Below are 16,251 nucleotides of genomic sequence, written 5' to 3'. Positions count from 1 at the left end.
GGTTCAGTCATGACCCTTGACCCGATTTTCATCATCGCCAGTGCGCTGGCCGTCGCCGTGCTGCTGGCCAGCGCGGCGACGCACAAGCTGCGCGCACCGGGCCGGTTTGCCAAGCAACTGGCGGACTATCAACTGCTGCCTGAAGCGTTGGTGCGGCCGATTGGCCGAGTGATTCCGCTGCTGGAGTTGCTCATCGCTTTTGCCCTGCTGGTGCCGTTCAGCCGCGCCATTGCAGCGGTCTGCGCAGCTGCGTTGATCGCGCTGTACGCCTCCGCCATCGGCATCAACCTGTGGCGCGGTCGCCGCGACATCGACTGCGGCTGTGCCGGGCCGGATCAAGCACAGCCACTGCGCCCGATTCTGCTGACGCGCAACGCGGTGTTAGTGGCTTTGGCGTTACTGGCGAGCACCACACCGATCGTTCGCGACCTTGGTTTGTTCGACGGTTTTGTCACCGTCGCCGCCAGTGCTGTTGCGCTGCTGATCTACGCGGCCGCCGACGGCTTGCTGGCCAACTCCCCTCTTCTGCTCAAATTGATTGGTAGGTGATTTATGCAAGGTCTGATGATTTCCAACGTGCTGTTGTGGGTGCTGCTGATTGCGCTGGCGTTCGCGGTGATGGGCCTGGTGCGGCAGATCGGCGTGCTGCACGGGCGCATTGCTCCGGCCGGTGCGCTGATGGTCGATAAGGGTGTGGCGGTCAACGAAGCGGCGCCGCAAGTGACCGCTGCTGATCGTCATGGTCGTCCGGTCAATTTTGGTTATGCCGGGGAAAAGAACCAGCTGCTGTTCTTCCTCTCGCCGACCTGCCCGATCTGCAAATCGCTGCTGCCGGCGATCAAATCCATCGCCAAACAACAAGCCGATCGCCTCGACGTGGTGTTTATCAGCGACGGCGACATGGATGCCCAACAAGCGCTGATCCGCGAACACAAACTCGATGACATGACCTACGTGGTCGGCCCGGAAGTCGGCATGACCTACCAGATCGGCAAGCTGCCGTACGCCGCGCTGATCGACAAATCCGGCACCTTGCGCGCCAAAGGTCTGGTCAATTCCCGCGAGCATCTGGACAGCCTGTTCGAGGTCGAACACCTGCACAGCGCCACGCTGCAGGAATACCTCAACAACCAGCCGCAACCGCATGACCACAGTCACGGCCATAGCCACAGCCACTGAGCAGGAGACATTTATGAAACTGCTGGATCTGCTCTTTGAGCGCTCGACCCGCCGCGTGGCCGACACCACATCGCGACGCAAATTGCTGGCGCGCATGGGCTCGCTGATGGTCGCCGGCGCCGCACTGCCGCTGTTGTTGCCGCTGGATCGCACCAGCAAGGCGCTGGCGGCGGACAATCCCAAAGCGGGCGATCCGGGTGATCCGAACAGCTGCGACTACTGGCGCTACTGCTCGATCGACGGCTTTCTGTGCAGTTGCTGCGGCGGCTCGGTGACCTCGTGCCCACCCGGCACCGAAGCCTCGCAAGTGACGTGGATCGGCACCTGCCGCAACCCGGCGGACGGCAAGGATTACATCATTTCGTACAACGATTGCTGCGGTAAGCAGAGCTGCGCGCAGTGCGCCTGTACGCGCAACGACAGCGAAGAGCCGGCGTACCGGCCGTTCAACAACAACGACGTGAACTGGTGTTTGGCGGCGAAATCGCACATCTACCACTGCACGGTTTCGATTATTCGCGGTGTGGCCGTCTGACCTGATCACCAAAAACCCCCTGTAGGAGCTGCCGCAGGCTGCGATCTTTTGACTTTGTTTTTCAAGATCAAGATCAAAAGATCGCAGCCTTCGGCAGCTCCTACGGGGTTTTGTGTAAATTTTGAGGGTGGTGTTATGCGTCATTTGTTCGTGATGGGTCTGGCTTTGGTGTTGGCCGCGCCAGCGGTTTACGCCCGGGCCATTCCCAACCCCAACCAGCGGCATGCGCCGGGCAACGAATCGCCGCAAACGCCCATCGCCCAGGCGGGTTACAGCGTCGGCGTGAATTACCAATTGCAATGCGCTGGCTGCCACTTGCCCGACGGCAGCGGCTCAGCCGCCAACGACACGCCGCGTCTGACCGGTTTCGTCGGCAACTTCCTGAAGGTGCCCGGTGGCCGGGAGTTTCTGGTGCGCGTGCCGGGCATGTCGCAATCAGCGCTGAACAACGCGCAACTGGCCGACCTGCTCAACTGGCTGATTCGCGAGGACGGCATGGCTGGCAAAAGCACGCCTGCGCACTATCAGCCGTACAGCGCTGACGAGATTGCGCAGTTGCGCCACGAAACCATGCTCAACCTGCCCGGCACCCGGGCGGAGCTGATCAAAGCCATGCGCGCGCAAGGCATCGCCATCGATGACGGCATGCACTACTGAGCCTCAGGCGTGCTGCCTGCGGTACTCCCCCGGCGCAATGCCGAAACGTGATTTGAATGCCGTGGAAAAATGGCTCGAATCGGAAAAGCCCCAGGAATAACCGAGCACCGAGAGCTTCTGCTCAGCCCCGGATTGACGCAGCGATTCGGCACACAAATCCAGCCGCCGATTCTTGATGTAGCGCGCCACCACCAAACCCTTTTTTGCAAAGATCCGGTACAGCCCGCGCACCGACATCCCGACTTCTCGCGCCAGCCATTCCGGACAGAGCTCTTCGCAGCGAATGTGCTCGTCGATGCACGCCAGGGTCTTCTGAAAGATCCGTTCATGCAGATCGCTGCAATCTTCGCTGTGGCTGATCGCCGGGCGCAGCAGGCTGACAATCGCCTCCAGCGTCGCTTCGCTTTCGCTCAGGCTGAGGTTCTTCTGCCGCGTCGCGTCGAGAATCAAATGGTGCGAGAGCATGGCCATCGGCGAACTCGCCGGGATGCGGTGGCCGCACTTGACCTGATTGAAGCGCAAGGTCTTCTCGACCAGATGCGTCGGCAGGATCAGCGACAGTTGCCGCGAGTTCTCGTGGTAGGTGAAATCGCTCGGGCGCGAGGCGTCGATCAGGGTGATGTCGCCCGCCGAGAGCAAGGCTTTGTTGTCGCCCTGGGCCATGCCCGCCGAGCCTTCGAGCTGGAACACGGCAAAATATTTACCGCCCTCGCCGGCAGCGATTTCTGTTGGCGTGCGATACAGCCGCGCCTGGCAGGCGTCGACAAAACTCAGTTTGAGCGCACCGCTTTGGTACTCGCGAATGCGCCCGGAGAAATCGGCGCCGAGGGTTTGCGCGTTGAAGGCGCCACAGATCTGATTGATCTGATGGATCCATTGATCGAAGCCGTCACGGCGTTGTGCAGTTGAAGAAATCATGTCTGGCCTCACGCAGGCTTGTTTTTATTATCTACGTCAATCCAAGCGTTCTTCCTGAACAGTGCGGCTCCCTCGTTGTGGCGCTTATTTCAAGCCGCCAAAACGTCGATAGAAACTCTCGCCGACATCCGGCAACGGCCCGTCCGCGGTTTCCAGCGCAGTGTTCAGCCACTCTTCGGCCTTGGCGTAGATCAATCGGTAAATGTTGCGGCACAGCTGGCGGGCGGCACGGCCTTCCCAATCGCCGGGGAGCAATTCGTCTGGCAGTTGCGGGTCGCGCAGCAGCAGTTTGCGGTATTCATGAATAAGCAGAAGACGTGCCATGAAGCAGTCGGCCGGCAGCAGGTTTTCCTGCTCGCGCAGTGCTTGCCAGAGCGGTCGGAACAATTGGATGAACTCGCTGTAATGCGCCGCCAGTTCCTCGATGTTCCAGCTCTCGCGCACCTGTGCACGCAGGGCTTTGGAGGCCAATACGTCTTGCGCGGTGGTTTCGAAAACGATGGTGTCTTCGAGCGCGCCGAGGTCTTGCAACGTCGCGTTGACGTCAGCGCGATCACTGCGCGGGCACGCCAGTACGGCCGGCGAAATCGCACCAAAACCTTGCCACTCGAGTTCTTCGCGCACTTGCTTGCGCTTGTCCTGGCTCAATTGCGTGAGCATCGCCAGGCACCACGAACCATCCCACGCCGGCACGGTTGAGCTGTACACGCGCTTGAAGGCCTTATCGAAGCGCCGGCGACCAGTGCCGGTGAGGCTGTAGTAGCTGCGGCGGCCGACTTTTTCGGCGGTCAGCCAGCCTTCTTTGGTCAGGCGAAAAATCGAAGTACGGATCAGCCGTTCGTTGATGCCGATCGGTTCGAGCAACTGGATCAGACTGCCCAGCCACACCGTGCCGCCGTGGGGCTCGATGGCATCCCCGTACAGCGTGATGATCAAGGAACTGGCGCGGATCGGCGTCTGCTCCTGGAAACGGGTGATGAGGTGGTTCAAAGGTGTCAGCGATGACATGGGCGTACCGGGTTGAAAAAAAGAATGGAATATACCGAATCCTGTGGGAGCGGGCTTGCTCGCGAAGGCGTCGTGTCAGTCAATATTTGTTTCTCTGATACACCGCTTTCGCGAGCAAGCCCGCTCCCACAGTAGAGATGTGGTGCTCATGCGGTTTGGTTCTTGGGGCGCAAGCCGCTGTCGCTGATCCGCGGGCGATTCGCTTCAGGTTCGCTCAGCGGTTCGCACACCTGCATCTGCGTCAGGCAGCGCTGGGCCAGCGCCTGGTACTCGCGAGTGCCGGCCTGTTTCCACGCCACTTCCTGATCACTCAATACGCGCTTGATACTCGCCGGTGCGCCCATCACCAATGACTGTTCCGGGCATTCAAAACCCGCTTTGACGAACGCCGCCGCCGAGACAAACGAGCGTGCGCCAATTCGTGCGTTATCCATCACCACCGCATTCATCCCGACCAGCGCGTCAGCGCCGATCCGGCAACCGTGCAACACCGCGCCGTGGCCGATATGGCCATTGCGCTCGACCACCGTGTCGCTGTCGGGAAAGCCGTGCATCACGCAGGTGTCCTGCAAGTTAGCGCCCTCTTCCAGCACGATGCGGCCGAAGTCGCCGCGCAAACTGGCCAGCGGCCCGACATAACAATGCGGGCCAATGATCACGTCGCCGATCAACACCGCTGACGGATGCACATAGGCCGAAGGGTCAACCACCGGGGTCAGTCCATCAAGGCTGTAACAGGTCATCGCAGGCTCCTTTGGTGGACGTTGTGCGGTGAGATACGCAAAGCGATGCGTAACCAGGCTTGATTTGTATCACATCATTTCGATGCAGTGAAGAGAGAAAAGCGTATCGCTTTTGTCGAACACCGTTCATCGACAATCTCGATCCCTTAAAACCTACCAATATTTGAGTTATTTCAATCAGTTATTCAACTCCAACCAAGAACCAACGAGCTGTAGCAAATTCCACAACCTTCCATTTAAGACACGTTAATCACATTTCAATCTTGCATTTACGTATCACGTTAAGCCTATACTCCGGCAAAACCGACGCCTGACGTCGAACCAACAACAAGCCGGCATTAGCCGAGCGTGCTCCGCGAGGGCCTTTGCCATGCCTCAAACCCTGGCCGTTGAACAGCTGCAAGCTGTGCGCCTGATCACCCTGCAACGTCCGCAGGCCTTGAATGCCCTCAACACCGAACTGCTCGGCGAACTCGCCGCTGCACTGAGCGCCGCCGAAACCGACCCCGACACCCGCGCCGTGGTGCTGACCGGCAGCCGCAAAGCCTTCGCTGCCGGCGCCGACATCAAGGAAATGGCCGAGCGCGATCTGGTCGGCATCCTTAACGATCCGCGCCAAGCCTCGTGGCAATCCATCACCCGCTTCAGCAAGCCGCTGATCGCCGCCGTCAACGGCTTCGCCCTCGGTGGCGGCTGCGAACTGGCGATGCATGCCGACATCCTGATTGCCGGCGAAGACGCGCGCTTCGGTCAGCCGGAAATCAACCTCGGGATCATGCCCGGCGCCGGTGGCACCCAACGATTGCTGCGTGCCGTGGGTAAATCCCTGGCGATGCAAATGGTGCTCACCGGCGAAGCCATCGACGCCCGCCACGCCCTGCGCGCCGGTCTGGTCAGCGAAATCACCCAGCCGGAATTCACCGTCGAACGCGCCCTGCAGATCGCCCACGCCATCGCCGCGAAAGCGCCATTGGCCGTGCGTCTGGCCAAGGAAGCGCTGCTCAAGGCGATGGACACCGATCTGGCCAGCGGCCTGCGTTTCGAGCGCCACGCCTTTACGTTGCTGGCCGGCACCGCCGACCGCGATGAAGGCATTCGCGCCTTTCAAGACAAGCGTGCGCCGCAGTTTCGCGGCCAGTAATCGAATCGAACGATCTCCCGGAGAGCCTTGCCCATGAACTTCGAACACATCCTGTTTTCCATCGAGGCCGGCGTCGCCCTGCTCAGCCTCAACCGGCCCGAGCAACTGAACAGTTTCAACACCGCCATGCACCTGGAGGTCAAGGAAGCGCTGAAGCAGGTGCGGCAGAGCCCGGAAGTGCGCGTGCTGCTACTGACCGGTGAAGGTCGTGGTTTCTGCGCCGGGCAAGACCTCAGCGACCGCAATGTCGCGCCAGGCACTGAAGCGCCGGATCTCGGCGTGTCGATCGAAACCTTCTACAACCCGCTGATCCGCCAATTGCGCGATCTGCCGATGCCGGTGATTTGCGCGGTCAACGGCGTCGCGGCCGGGGCCGGCGCGAACATTCCGCTGGCCTGCGACCTGGTGCTGGCGGCGCGTTCGGCGAGCTTCATTCAAGCGTTCTGCAAAATCGGCCTGATCCCGGATTCCGGCGGCACCTGGACGTTGCCGCGACTGGTCGGCATGGCCCGCGCCAAAGCTCTGGCCTTGCTCGGCAACCGTTTGAGCGCCGAACAGGCCGAGCAATGGGGGCTGATCTATCGCTGCATCGATGACGCGCAATTGCGCGACGAAGCGCTGACCCTCGCCCGCCACCTGGCCACGCAACCGACTTATGGTCTGGCGCTGATCAAACGCAGCCTTAACGCCAGCCTCAGCAACACTTTCGATGAACAGCTTGAGCTGGAGCGCGACCTGCAACGGCTGGCCGGGCGCAGCGAGGATTACCGCGAAGGCGTCAGCGCCTTCATGGACAAACGCACCCCAGCGTTCAAGGGTCGCTGAATATGAGCGCACTCGACCGCAACGCAAAAATCGCCGTGATCGGTGCCGGCGCCATGGGCGCCGGCATTGCGCAAGTCGCGGCGCAAGCCGGGCATTCGGTGTTGCTGCTGGACAATCGTCCGGGCGCCGCCGCGCAAGCCATCGACGGTATCGACCGCCAGCTCGGTAAACGCGTGGAGAAAGGCAAACTCGCGGCGGATGAGCGCGGCGCCATCGTCGCTCGCTTGCACGCGGTAGAAGCCATCGAAACGCTGGCCGACTGCACGTTGATCATCGAAGCGATTGTCGAAAACCTTGAAGTCAAACGCGGGTTGTTCAAACAGTTGGAAGGTCTTTGCGGCGACGACTGCATTCTCGCCAGCAACACCTCTTCACTGTCGATCACCAGCATTGCTGCAGGGCTGCAACGCCCGGAACGTCTGCTCGGACTGCACTTCTTCAATCCGGCGCCGGTGATGCCACTGGTGGAAATCGTTTCCGGCCTGGCCAGCGATCCCGCCCTCGCCCGCACTCTGTTCGACACCGCCAAAGCCTGGGGCAAGCAACCGGTGCACACCCGTTCGACGCCGGGTTTCATCGTCAATCGCGTGGCCCGGCCGTTCTACGCCGAAAGTCTGCGCCTGTTGCAGGAAGGCGCCGCCGATTGCGCCACCCTCGACGCGCTGATGCGTGAGGCTGGCGGCTTTGCGATGGGCGCCTTCGAACTCACTGATCTGATCGGCCACGATGTGAATTACGCGGTGACCTGTTCGGTGTTCGACGCCTATTACGGCAACACTCGTTTTCAGCCGTCGCTGATCCAGAAAGAACTGGTCGACGCCGGACGCTTCGGCCGTAAAAGCGGTCGTGGTTTTTACGATTACAGCGAAGGCGCGCAACGTCCGCAGCCGCAACAAATCAGCAGCGATGCGAGCGTCGATAGCTGCGTGGTCGAAGGCGATCTCGGCGTCCTTAACGATTTGCTGCCACGCCTGAAAACCAGCGTGATCACGCGCGATGGCAAAGGCCTGTTAAGGGTCGGCGAAGCGGTATTGGCCCTGAGCGACGGGCGCATGGCCAGCCAACGCGCGAAGGAAGATGGCCTACGCAATCTGATCCTGATTGACCTGGCTTTCGATTACGCCAGCGCCAAACGCATCGCCATCAGTTGCTCGGCGGACATCAGCACTGACGCCCGCGAACAAGGCATCGCCCTGCTGCAAGGCGCCGGCCTGCAGGTCAGTCTGCTCAGCGACACACCAGGCCTCGCCGTGCTGCGCACCGTCGCCATGCTCGCCAATGAAGCCGCCGACACCGTGCTGCACGACGTTGCTTCGGCAGCAGACATCGATCTGGCCATGCGCGCTGGAGTGAATTACCCGCAAGGCCCATTGGCCTGGGCCGAGCGCATCGGCCTGGCGCAGATCACACAAGTCCTCGACCACCTGCAAGCCAGTTACGGCGAAGAACGCTATCGGCCATCGCTGCTGTTGCGCCGCAAAGTCGCCGAAGGGAGCACATTCCATGACCAGCCTTGAAGCCATGAGCCTCGCCAGCCGTTGCGCGCAAACCATGTTCGACCGCGATGCCGCCACCCAAGGTTTGGGCATCCGCCTGATCAGCGCCGCGCCCGGCAGCTGCACCTTGGGCATGGGCGTGCGCGCCGACATGATTCAAGGCCACGGCACCTGCCACGGCGGTTTCCTCTTCGCCCTCGCCGACTCGGCGTTTGCCTTCGCCTGCAACAGTTACAACGACGCCACCGTGGCGATCGGTTGCAGCATCGATTACATCGCGCCCGCGCAGTCGGGCGACACGCTCACCGCACGCTGCACCGAGCAATCGCGCTCGGGCCGCACTGGCAACTACGACGTGCGCATTGAAAACCAGCAGGGCCAGTTGATCGCCCTGTTCCACGGCAAATCCTACAAAGTGCGCGGCACCGTGCTGACGCCGGAGACTCCCCATGAATGACGCTCTGATCATCGACGCCGTGCGCACCCCGATCGGTCGCTACGCCGGCAGTTTGAGCAGCGTGCGCGCCGACGACCTCGGCGCCGTGCCGCTGCGTGAACTGTTGCGCCGCCACCCGCAAGTCGACTGGAGCCAGGTCGACGACGTGATCTACGGCTGCGCCAATCAGGCCGGCGAAGACAACCGCAACGTTGCGCGCATGTCGGCGCTGTTGGCCGGGCTGCCGGTCAGCGTGCCGGGCACCACGCTCAACCGTTTGTGCGGTTCAGGGCTGGATGCGATCGGCACTGCCGCACGGGCGATTCGCAGCGGTGAGGCCGGGCTGATGCTGGTCGGCGGCGTCGAATCGATGTCGCGTGCGCCGCTGGTGATGGGCAAGGCCGAGACGGCGTTTTCCCGTTCGGCAGAGATGTACGACACCACCATCGGCTGGCGCTTCGTCAATCCGCTGATGAAGAAAGCCTTTGGCATTGATTCGATGCCCGAGACCGCAGAAAACGTCGCCGCACAATTCAACATCTCCCGCGCCGACCAGGACGCCTTCGCCCTGCGCAGCCAGCAACGCGCCTCGGCCGCGCAGGCCAGCGGACGCTTGGCGAAAGAAATCGTTGCCGTGGAAATCCCCCAGCGCAAAGGCCCGGCCAAAGTCGTCGAGCATGACGAACACCCGCGCGCCGACACCACGCTGGAACAACTGCAAAAACTCGGCACGCCGTTCCGCGAGGGCGGCAGCATCACTGCCGGCAATGCCTCGGGCGTGAATGACGGTGCTTGTGCCTTGCTGCTGGCCAATGCGCAAACCGCACAGCGTTACGGTTTGAAGGCACGCGGCCGGGTCGTGGCGATGGCCACCGCCGGCGTCGAGCCGCGCATCATGGGCATCGGCCCGGTGCCGGCCACGCGCAAGGTGCTGGAGCTGGCCAACCTCAGCCTCGCCGACATGGACGTCATCGAACTCAACGAAGCCTTCGCCGCGCAAGGTCTGGCGGTGCTGCGTGAACTCGGTCTGGGCGATGACGACCCACGCGTCAACCCGAACGGCGGCGCCATTGCCCTCGGCCATCCGCTGGGGATGAGCGGCGCGCGACTGGTCACCACCGCCCTGCAAGAACTGGAAGAACGCGGCGGCCGCTATGCGCTGTGCACCATGTGCATCGGTGTCGGTCAAGGCATCGCACTGGTGATCGAGCGTTTATCCGACTAAAGAACCGCGATTCCCGAGGTGCCGACAGGTATCCTTGGGGCATGCACTCAGAGCCCTGCGCAGGCGGGGCTGAAACACAAAAATAATTCGAGTGAAGTCATGAACATGCCAATTGCCCAAGCCGTGCTCAAACCTGAACTGGATCCGCTGGAAACCGCCAGCGTCGACCAGTTGCGTCAGCATCAACTCGAGCGCCTGCGCTGGAGCCTCAACCACGCCTACAACAATGTGCCGCTGTACCGTCAACGCTTCGATGCCCTGGGCGTGCACCCGGACGACATTCGCTCGCTGGATGATCTGGCGAAGTTTCCGTTCACCACCAAATCCGACCTGCGCGACAACTATCCCTACGGCATGTTTGCCGTACCGATGCATGACGTCGTGCGCCTGCACGCGTCCAGCGGCACCACCGGCAAACCGACCGTGGTCGGTTACACGCAGAACGACATCGACACCTGGGCCAACATCGTTGCCCGCTCGATTCGCGCCGGCGGCGGCCGCCGCGGTGACAAGGTGCACATCTCTTACGGTTACGGCCTGTTCACCGGCGGCCTCGGCGCGCATTACGGTGCTGAACGCTTGGGTTGCACGGTGATTCCGATGTCCGGCGGCCAGACCGAAAAACAAGTGCAATTGATCAAGGATTTCCAGCCCGACATCATCATGGTCACGCCGTCGTACATGCTCAACATCGCCGACGAGATCGAACGTCAGGGCATCGACCCGCACAAACTGGCCCTGCGCCTGGGCATCTTCGGCGCCGAGCCGTGGACTGCCGAACTGCGCAGCGCCATCGAGGCACGCTTGGGCATCACTGCGCTCGACATCTATGGCTTGTCGGAAATCATGGGCCCGGGCGTGGCCATGGAATGCGCGGAAAGCCGCGACGGCCCAACGATCTGGGAAGACCATTTCTACCCGGAAATCATCGACCCGATCACCGGCGAAGTGCTGCCGGACGGACAGATGGGCGAACTGGTGTTCACTTCGCTGAGCAAAGAAGCCCTGCCGATGATCCGCTACCGCACCCGCGACCTCACTCGCCTGCTGCCGGGCACCGCACGCCCGATGCGCCGTATCGACAAGATCACCGGCCGCAGCGACGACATGCTGATCATCCGTGGCGTCAACGTGTTCCCGACCCAGGTCGAAGAGCAGGTGCTGAAAGTCAAACAGCTGTCGGAGTCATACGAGATTCACCTGTATCGCAACGGCAATCTCGACAGCGTCGATGTCCACGTCGAGCTCAAGGCCGAGCATCAAGGCTTGAGTGATGAACAGCAGAAGGCCTTGTGCGGGGAGCTGAGCAAGCACATCAAGACGTATATCGGTATCAGTTCACGGGTGCTGCTGCAGCCGCCGTTCTCGATCAAACGCTCGGAAGGCAAGGCTTGCCATGTGATCGACAAACGCGTGAAAGCTTAAAAGCAATAACAGCGGCGAAGGTGCAAGGCCTTCGCTGCTCGCTGCAATCCCTCCCTCCCCCTGCAAAACCACGGCGATGCTCTGCCGAGCATCGCCGTGCGCGTTTTTCCGCTTTGCAAATGCGCGGCAACGCTCACCATTCATCCGAAGCGATACAGAAAAAACATACGACACGTTATTTTGTGTTTGATATTAATTTCCGTATCACTTATAAAGTTCTCCATGCCCTCGAACATGCCTTCGATAAACCTGAGGCAGGAGAACAATAATGTACGCACAGCTTGTAGAAACCGGCGTCAAGCGCATCAAAGACCTTTCGGAGATGTCCGAAGAGGAACGCGCCTTCAAGGAAAAAATCGATTCAGAAATCAAGATCGAAGCGAAGAACTGGATGCCCGATGCGTATCGCCAGACGCTGATCCGGCAGATCTCCCAGCACGCCCACTCCGAAATCGTCGGCATGCTTCCGGAGGGCAACTGGGTGACTCGCGCACCGTCACTCAAACGCAAATTGCAATTGATGGCGAAGATTCAGGACGAGGCTGGCCACGGTCTGTACCTCTACAGCGCGATGGAAACCCTCGGTGCCGACCGCGATGAAGAGATCGCCAAGCTGCACAGCGGCAAAGCCAAGTATTCGAGCATCTTCAATTACCCGACGCTGAACTGGGCCGACATGGGCGCGGTGGGCTGGCTGGTCGACGGCGCCGCGATCGTCAATCAGGTGGTGCTGCAGCGCACTTCGTACGGACCTTACTCGCGGGCCATGGTGCGCATCTGCAAGGAAGAGAGTTTCCATCAGCGCCAGGGCTACGAAATCCTCCTGACCATGATGCGTCACGGCACTCAGGCGCAAAAAGACATGGTGCAGGACGCGATCAATCGCCTGTGGTGGCCGTCGCTGATGATGTTCGGCCCGAGCGATGAGCACTCGCCAAACAGTGCGCAATCGATGGCCTGGAAGATCAAACGCCAGAGCAACGACGAACTGCGCCAGCGCTTTATCGACCAGACCATCCCGCAGCTCGAACTGCTCGGCTGCACCTGCCCCGACCCTGACTTGAAGTGGAACGCCGAGCGCGGCCACTACGACTTCGGCGAAATCCAGTGGAACGAGTTCTACGAAGTGCTCAAGGGCAACGGCCCGTGCAATCAGGAGCGCGTCGCCACCCGCCGCAAAGCCATTGAAGACGGCGCCTGGGTACGCGAAGCCGCCGTCGCCCACGCCCGTAAAAAACACAACAAGAACGCCGCCTGACCCAAGGCACGACTGCTGATCGTTCCCACGCCCTGCGTGGGAACGCCTCAAGGGACGCTCTGCGTCCAGTGACGCGGAGCGTCACGGGCTGCATTCCCACGCAGGAGCGTGGGAACGATCGATTGTCAGCCGCACTAACCGAACTGATGTGGAGTGAATGACATGTCCCAATGGACCCTTTTCGAAGTTTTCGTGCGCAGCAAGCACGGCCTCAATCACAAACACGTCGGCAGCGTGCATGCCGCCGACACCACCATGGCCATCGAAAACGCCCGCGAGCTCTACACCCGTCGCAGCGAGGGTGTGAGCCTGTGGGTGGTGCCTTCGGCGCTGATCACCGCCTCGTCGCCGGATGAAAAGGATCCGCTGTTCGATCCGGCTGACGACAAAGTTTATCGCCACGCCAGTTTCTACGAACTGCCGGCCGAAGTCGGGCACATGTGAGGTCGACCATGAACGATAAAACCGATCTGATCGAATACCTGCTGCGCCTCGGTGACAGCGCCCTGATTCAGGGCCAGCGTCTGTGCCAATGGTGCGGCAAGGCGCCGGCGCTGGAAGAAGAACTGGCGCTGATGAACGTCGGCCTCGACCTCGTCGGCCAGGCGCGGCACTGGCTGGAATACGCTGCCGAGTTGCTGGATGACGGCCGCGATGCCGATAATCTGGCCTTCCGCCGCGACGAGCGTGCCTACCGCAATCTGCTGCTGGTCGAGCAACCGAATGGCGATTACGCCGTGACCATGCTCAAGCAATTCCTCTACGACGCCTGGCACCTGCCGGTGTTGCAGGGCCTGAGCCAGTCGAGCGACGAACGCATTGCCGGGATCGCCGCCAAAGCGGTCAAGGAAGTCACCTATCACCTGCGCCGCTCCGGCGAGTGGATCGAACGCATGGGCGACGGCACCGAAGAAAGCCATCGGCGCATGCTCGCGGCGATTCCGGAAGTCTGGCGTTTTACCGTCGAACTGATCGCCGCTGACGACAGCGAACAACGTCTGTGCGCGGCCGGTATTTCGCCGGACATCGCCAGCGTCGCTGCGCAATGGCAAGCCACGGTCAAAGACGTGTTCACTCGCGCCACCCTGCCCGTCCCGGCGGCGCCGAGTTACTTCTATCTGAATGCCCGTCGCGGTCTGCACAGCGAACACTTGGGCATTTTGCTCGCAGAAATGCAGTTCCTGCCCCGAGCGTACCCCGATGCAACCTGGTGAGCTGATCACCAGCGATCGCGGCGCCCGGCCGGCGCTGCTGGGCGAGCTGGACAAGGCCTGGGCGACCCTCGCCGAAGTCATGGATCCGGAAGTGCCGGTGGTCAGCGTGGTCGATCTGGGTATCGTCCGCGATCTCGACTGGCAGGCCGGGCATCTGCACGTGGTGGTCACGCCGACCTACTCCGGTTGCCCGGCCACCGAAGTGATCGAGGATGACATCCGCACCGCGCTGGAACAGGCCGGATTCAATGCGCCGAAACTGGAGCGCAAATTGACCCCGGCGTGGTCGACCGACTGGATCACCGCCGATGGCCGCGAACGCCTGCGCGCTTACGGCATCGCCCCGCCCGATGGCAGCGCAAGCAAACGCACGCTGCTCGGCGAGAGTCCGACGGTGCTCTGCCCGCAGTGCGGCAGCGCCCACACCGAAGTGCTCAGCGAGTTCGGTTCGACCGCGTGTAAAGCCTTGTACCGCTGCTGCGATTGCCGCGAGCCCTTCGACTATTTCAAGTGCATCTGAACGGCACAGCGCCGTGTCGGGAGAACAATAATGAGCAAATTTCACAGCCTGACCATCAAAGACGTGCGCAGCGAAACCCGTGACGCCGTGTCCATCGCCTTCGACATTCCGCAGCATTTGCAGGACAGTTTTCAGTTCACTCAGGGCCAGCACTTGGTGATGCGCACGCAGATGGACGGCGAAGAAGTACGTCGCTCGTATTCGATCTGCACCGGGGTGAATGACGGCGAACTGCGCATTGCGATCAAACGCGTGGCCGGCGGGCGGTTTTCGGCGTTTGCCAATGAGCAATTGCAGGCTGGGCACACGCTGGAAGTGATGCCGCCGGCCGGGCATTTCCATGTTGATCTGGATCCGGCGCGGCACGGTAATTATCTCGCCGTGGCAGCGGGTTCGGGTATCACGCCGATTCTGTCGATCATCAAAACCACGCTGGAGAACGAACCGCACAGCCGCGTCACGTTGCTGTACGGCAACCGTTCCAGCTCCGGTGCATTGTTCCGTGAACAGCTGGAGGATCTGAAAAACCGTTACCTGCAACGCCTCAATCTGATCTTCGTGTTCAGTCGCGAGCAGCAGGATGTTGACCTCTACAACGGTCGCATCGACGCGCAGAAATGCGAGCAACTGTTCAGCCGCTGGCTCGACGTCAAAGCCCTCGACGCCGCGTTTATCTGTGGCCCGCAGGAGATGACCGAAACCGTGCGCGACAGCCTCAAGGCCAAAGGCATGGGCGCCGAGCGCATCCACTTCGAACTGTTCGCCGCGGCCGGCAGCCAGCACAAACGCGAAGCCCGCGAGGCCGCGCAGATGCTCGACGCCGGGGTCAGCCAGATCACCGTGATCAGCGACGGCCGCGCTGTGGCGTTCGAACTGCCACGCAACAGCCAGAGCCTGCTCGATGCCGGCAACGCGCAAGGCCTGGAGCTGCCGTATTCGTGCAAGGCCGGCGTGTGCTCGACCTGCAAGTGCAAAGTCATCGAAGGCGAAGTCGACATGGACAGCAACCATGCGCTGGAAGATTACGAAGTCGCGGCGGGCTATGTGCTGTCTTGCCAGGCGTACCCGGTGAGCGACAAAGTCGTCCTCGATTTCGACCAGTTCTAAAGGATTCACACCCACCCCTGTAGGAGCGAGCCTGCTCGCGAAGTCGTCATCAAATTCAACACTGAAGTTGCCTGACACACCGCTTTCGCGAGCAGGCTCGCTCCCACAAGGGAATGGTGGTGCTCACAGAGCCAGGCATCAGCACAAAACAAGGTGGGAGCGAGCTTGCTCGCGAAGGCGTCATCAGATTCACCATTGAAGTTGCCTGACACACCGCTTTCGCGAGCAAGCCCGCTCCCACAGGGGAATGGTGGTGCTCACAGAGCCAGGCATCAGCACAAAACAATGTGGGAGCGGGCTTGCTCGCGAAGGCGTCATCAGATTCAACATTGATGTCGCCTGACACACCGCTTTCGCGAGCAGGCTCGCTCCCACAGGGGAATGGTGGTGCTCAATGAGCCAGGCATCAACACAAAACAATGTGGGAGCGAGCCTGCTCGCGAAGGCGTCATCAGATTCACCATTGATGTCGCCTGACACACCGCTTTCGCGAGCAGGCTCGCTCCCACAGGGGAATGGTGGTGCTCAATGAACCAAGCATCAACACAAAACAATGTGGGAGCG

At 61.2% G+C, this 16,251-nt stretch carries 18 protein-coding genes; 15 read left to right on the top strand and 3 right to left on the bottom strand.

Features of this window, described 5'->3' with window-relative positions:
* Window positions 1–9: 9 nt before the first annotated feature.
* From ACIP1X_RS03895 to ACIP1X_RS03880, 4 genes are all read left to right on the top strand, one after another.
* Window positions 10–549 carry a MauE/DoxX family redox-associated membrane protein gene (locus tag ACIP1X_RS03895; protein ID WP_400749505.1) on the top strand — a complete coding sequence of 180 codons (540 nt, stop codon included), beginning with the start codon at window positions 10–12 and terminating at the stop codon, window positions 547–549.
* Between the two features lie 3 nt (window positions 550–552).
* Window positions 553–1,179, top strand: coding sequence for a methylamine dehydrogenase accessory protein MauD (gene mauD / locus ACIP1X_RS03890; RefSeq protein ID WP_400749502.1), 627 nt, complete (start codon window positions 553–555; stop codon window positions 1,177–1,179).
* Between the two features lie 13 nt (window positions 1,180–1,192).
* Window positions 1,193–1,714 carry a methylamine dehydrogenase light chain gene (locus ACIP1X_RS03885; RefSeq protein WP_008079640.1) on the top strand — a complete coding sequence of 174 codons (522 nt, stop codon included), beginning with the start codon at window positions 1,193–1,195 and terminating at the stop codon, window positions 1,712–1,714.
* A 135-nt stretch (window positions 1,715–1,849) separates the two neighbouring features.
* Complete coding sequence (locus tag ACIP1X_RS03880; protein WP_282357852.1) at window positions 1,850–2,371, top strand: cytochrome C; 522 nt, start codon at window positions 1,850–1,852, stop codon at window positions 2,369–2,371.
* A 3-nt stretch (window positions 2,372–2,374) separates the two neighbouring features.
* Here ACIP1X_RS03880 and feaR read toward each other — a convergent pair whose 3' ends face one another.
* The 3 genes from feaR to paaY form a co-directional block, all read right to left on the bottom strand.
* A complete protein-coding gene (gene feaR / locus ACIP1X_RS03875) occupies window positions 2,375–3,289 on the bottom strand; it encodes a transcriptional regulator FeaR (protein ID WP_400749500.1) in 915 nt (304 codons plus the stop codon).
* 84 nt (window positions 3,290–3,373) lie between these two features.
* The gene (paaX, locus tag ACIP1X_RS03870) at window positions 3,374–4,297 is read right to left on the bottom strand and encodes a phenylacetic acid degradation operon negative regulatory protein PaaX (RefSeq protein WP_008079637.1); all 924 of its coding nucleotides are present in this window, start codon (window positions 4,295–4,297) and stop codon (window positions 3,374–3,376) included.
* Window positions 4,298–4,443: 146 nt separating this feature from the next.
* Entirely contained in the window at window positions 4,444–5,040 is a 597-nt protein-coding gene (gene paaY / locus ACIP1X_RS03865) for a phenylacetic acid degradation protein PaaY (RefSeq protein WP_400749497.1), read from the bottom strand.
* A gap of 370 nt (window positions 5,041–5,410) precedes the next feature.
* Between paaY and paaF the strand changes: the two genes are divergently transcribed.
* From paaF to paaE, 11 genes are all read left to right on the top strand, one after another.
* Window positions 5,411–6,181, top strand: coding sequence for a 2,3-dehydroadipyl-CoA hydratase PaaF (paaF, locus tag ACIP1X_RS03860; protein WP_053119440.1), 771 nt, complete (start codon window positions 5,411–5,413; stop codon window positions 6,179–6,181).
* A 33-nt stretch (window positions 6,182–6,214) separates the two neighbouring features.
* Window positions 6,215–7,006 carry a 2-(1,2-epoxy-1,2-dihydrophenyl)acetyl-CoA isomerase PaaG gene (paaG, locus tag ACIP1X_RS03855; protein ID WP_400749494.1) on the top strand — a complete coding sequence of 264 codons (792 nt, stop codon included), beginning with the start codon at window positions 6,215–6,217 and terminating at the stop codon, window positions 7,004–7,006.
* A 2-nt stretch (window positions 7,007–7,008) separates the two neighbouring features.
* A complete protein-coding gene (gene paaH / locus ACIP1X_RS03850; RefSeq protein ID WP_400749491.1) occupies window positions 7,009–8,523 on the top strand; it encodes a 3-hydroxyacyl-CoA dehydrogenase PaaH in 1,515 nt (504 codons plus the stop codon).
* Entirely contained in the window at window positions 8,510–8,959 is a 450-nt protein-coding gene (paaI, locus tag ACIP1X_RS03845) for a hydroxyphenylacetyl-CoA thioesterase PaaI (RefSeq protein ID WP_400749489.1), read from the top strand. Before paaH ends, paaI begins: the two co-directional genes overlap by 14 nt.
* Window positions 8,952–10,163: a 3-oxoadipyl-CoA thiolase gene (pcaF, locus tag ACIP1X_RS03840; RefSeq protein WP_400749487.1), complete on the top strand. Its 1,212-nt coding sequence runs from the start codon at window positions 8,952–8,954 to the stop codon at window positions 10,161–10,163. Before paaI ends, pcaF begins: the two co-directional genes overlap by 8 nt.
* A gap of 99 nt (window positions 10,164–10,262) precedes the next feature.
* A complete protein-coding gene (paaK, locus tag ACIP1X_RS03835) occupies window positions 10,263–11,588 on the top strand; it encodes a phenylacetate--CoA ligase PaaK (RefSeq protein WP_400749485.1) in 1,326 nt (441 codons plus the stop codon).
* A 268-nt stretch (window positions 11,589–11,856) separates the two neighbouring features.
* Window positions 11,857–12,846 (top strand): 1,2-phenylacetyl-CoA epoxidase subunit PaaA, encoded by a 990-nt coding sequence (paaA, locus tag ACIP1X_RS03830; protein ID WP_400749482.1) that lies wholly within the window; start codon window positions 11,857–11,859, stop codon window positions 12,844–12,846.
* A 162-nt stretch (window positions 12,847–13,008) separates the two neighbouring features.
* Window positions 13,009–13,290, top strand: coding sequence for a 1,2-phenylacetyl-CoA epoxidase subunit PaaB (gene paaB, locus ACIP1X_RS03825; protein WP_008079627.1), 282 nt, complete (start codon window positions 13,009–13,011; stop codon window positions 13,288–13,290).
* An 8-nt stretch (window positions 13,291–13,298) separates the two neighbouring features.
* Window positions 13,299–14,060: a 1,2-phenylacetyl-CoA epoxidase subunit PaaC gene (gene paaC, locus ACIP1X_RS03820; protein ID WP_400749479.1), complete on the top strand. Its 762-nt coding sequence runs from the start codon at window positions 13,299–13,301 to the stop codon at window positions 14,058–14,060.
* Window positions 14,047–14,580 carry a 1,2-phenylacetyl-CoA epoxidase subunit PaaD gene (gene paaD / locus ACIP1X_RS03815; RefSeq protein WP_400749476.1) on the top strand — a complete coding sequence of 178 codons (534 nt, stop codon included), beginning with the start codon at window positions 14,047–14,049 and terminating at the stop codon, window positions 14,578–14,580. The genes paaC and paaD overlap by 14 nt, the downstream gene beginning before the upstream one ends.
* A 30-nt stretch (window positions 14,581–14,610) precedes the next feature.
* Entirely contained in the window at window positions 14,611–15,687 is a 1,077-nt protein-coding gene (gene paaE / locus ACIP1X_RS03810; RefSeq protein WP_400749473.1) for a 1,2-phenylacetyl-CoA epoxidase subunit PaaE, read from the top strand.
* Window positions 15,688–16,251 lie beyond the last annotated feature (564 nt).

The sequence above is a fragment of the Pseudomonas sp. NPDC088885 genome, from assembly GCF_044750025.1.
GTDB lineage: Bacteria > Pseudomonadota > Gammaproteobacteria > Pseudomonadales > Pseudomonadaceae > Aquipseudomonas > Aquipseudomonas rustica.
The sequence above is the reverse complement of the archived record's forward strand: the minus strand, read 5'-3'. Positions and strand labels throughout refer to the sequence as shown.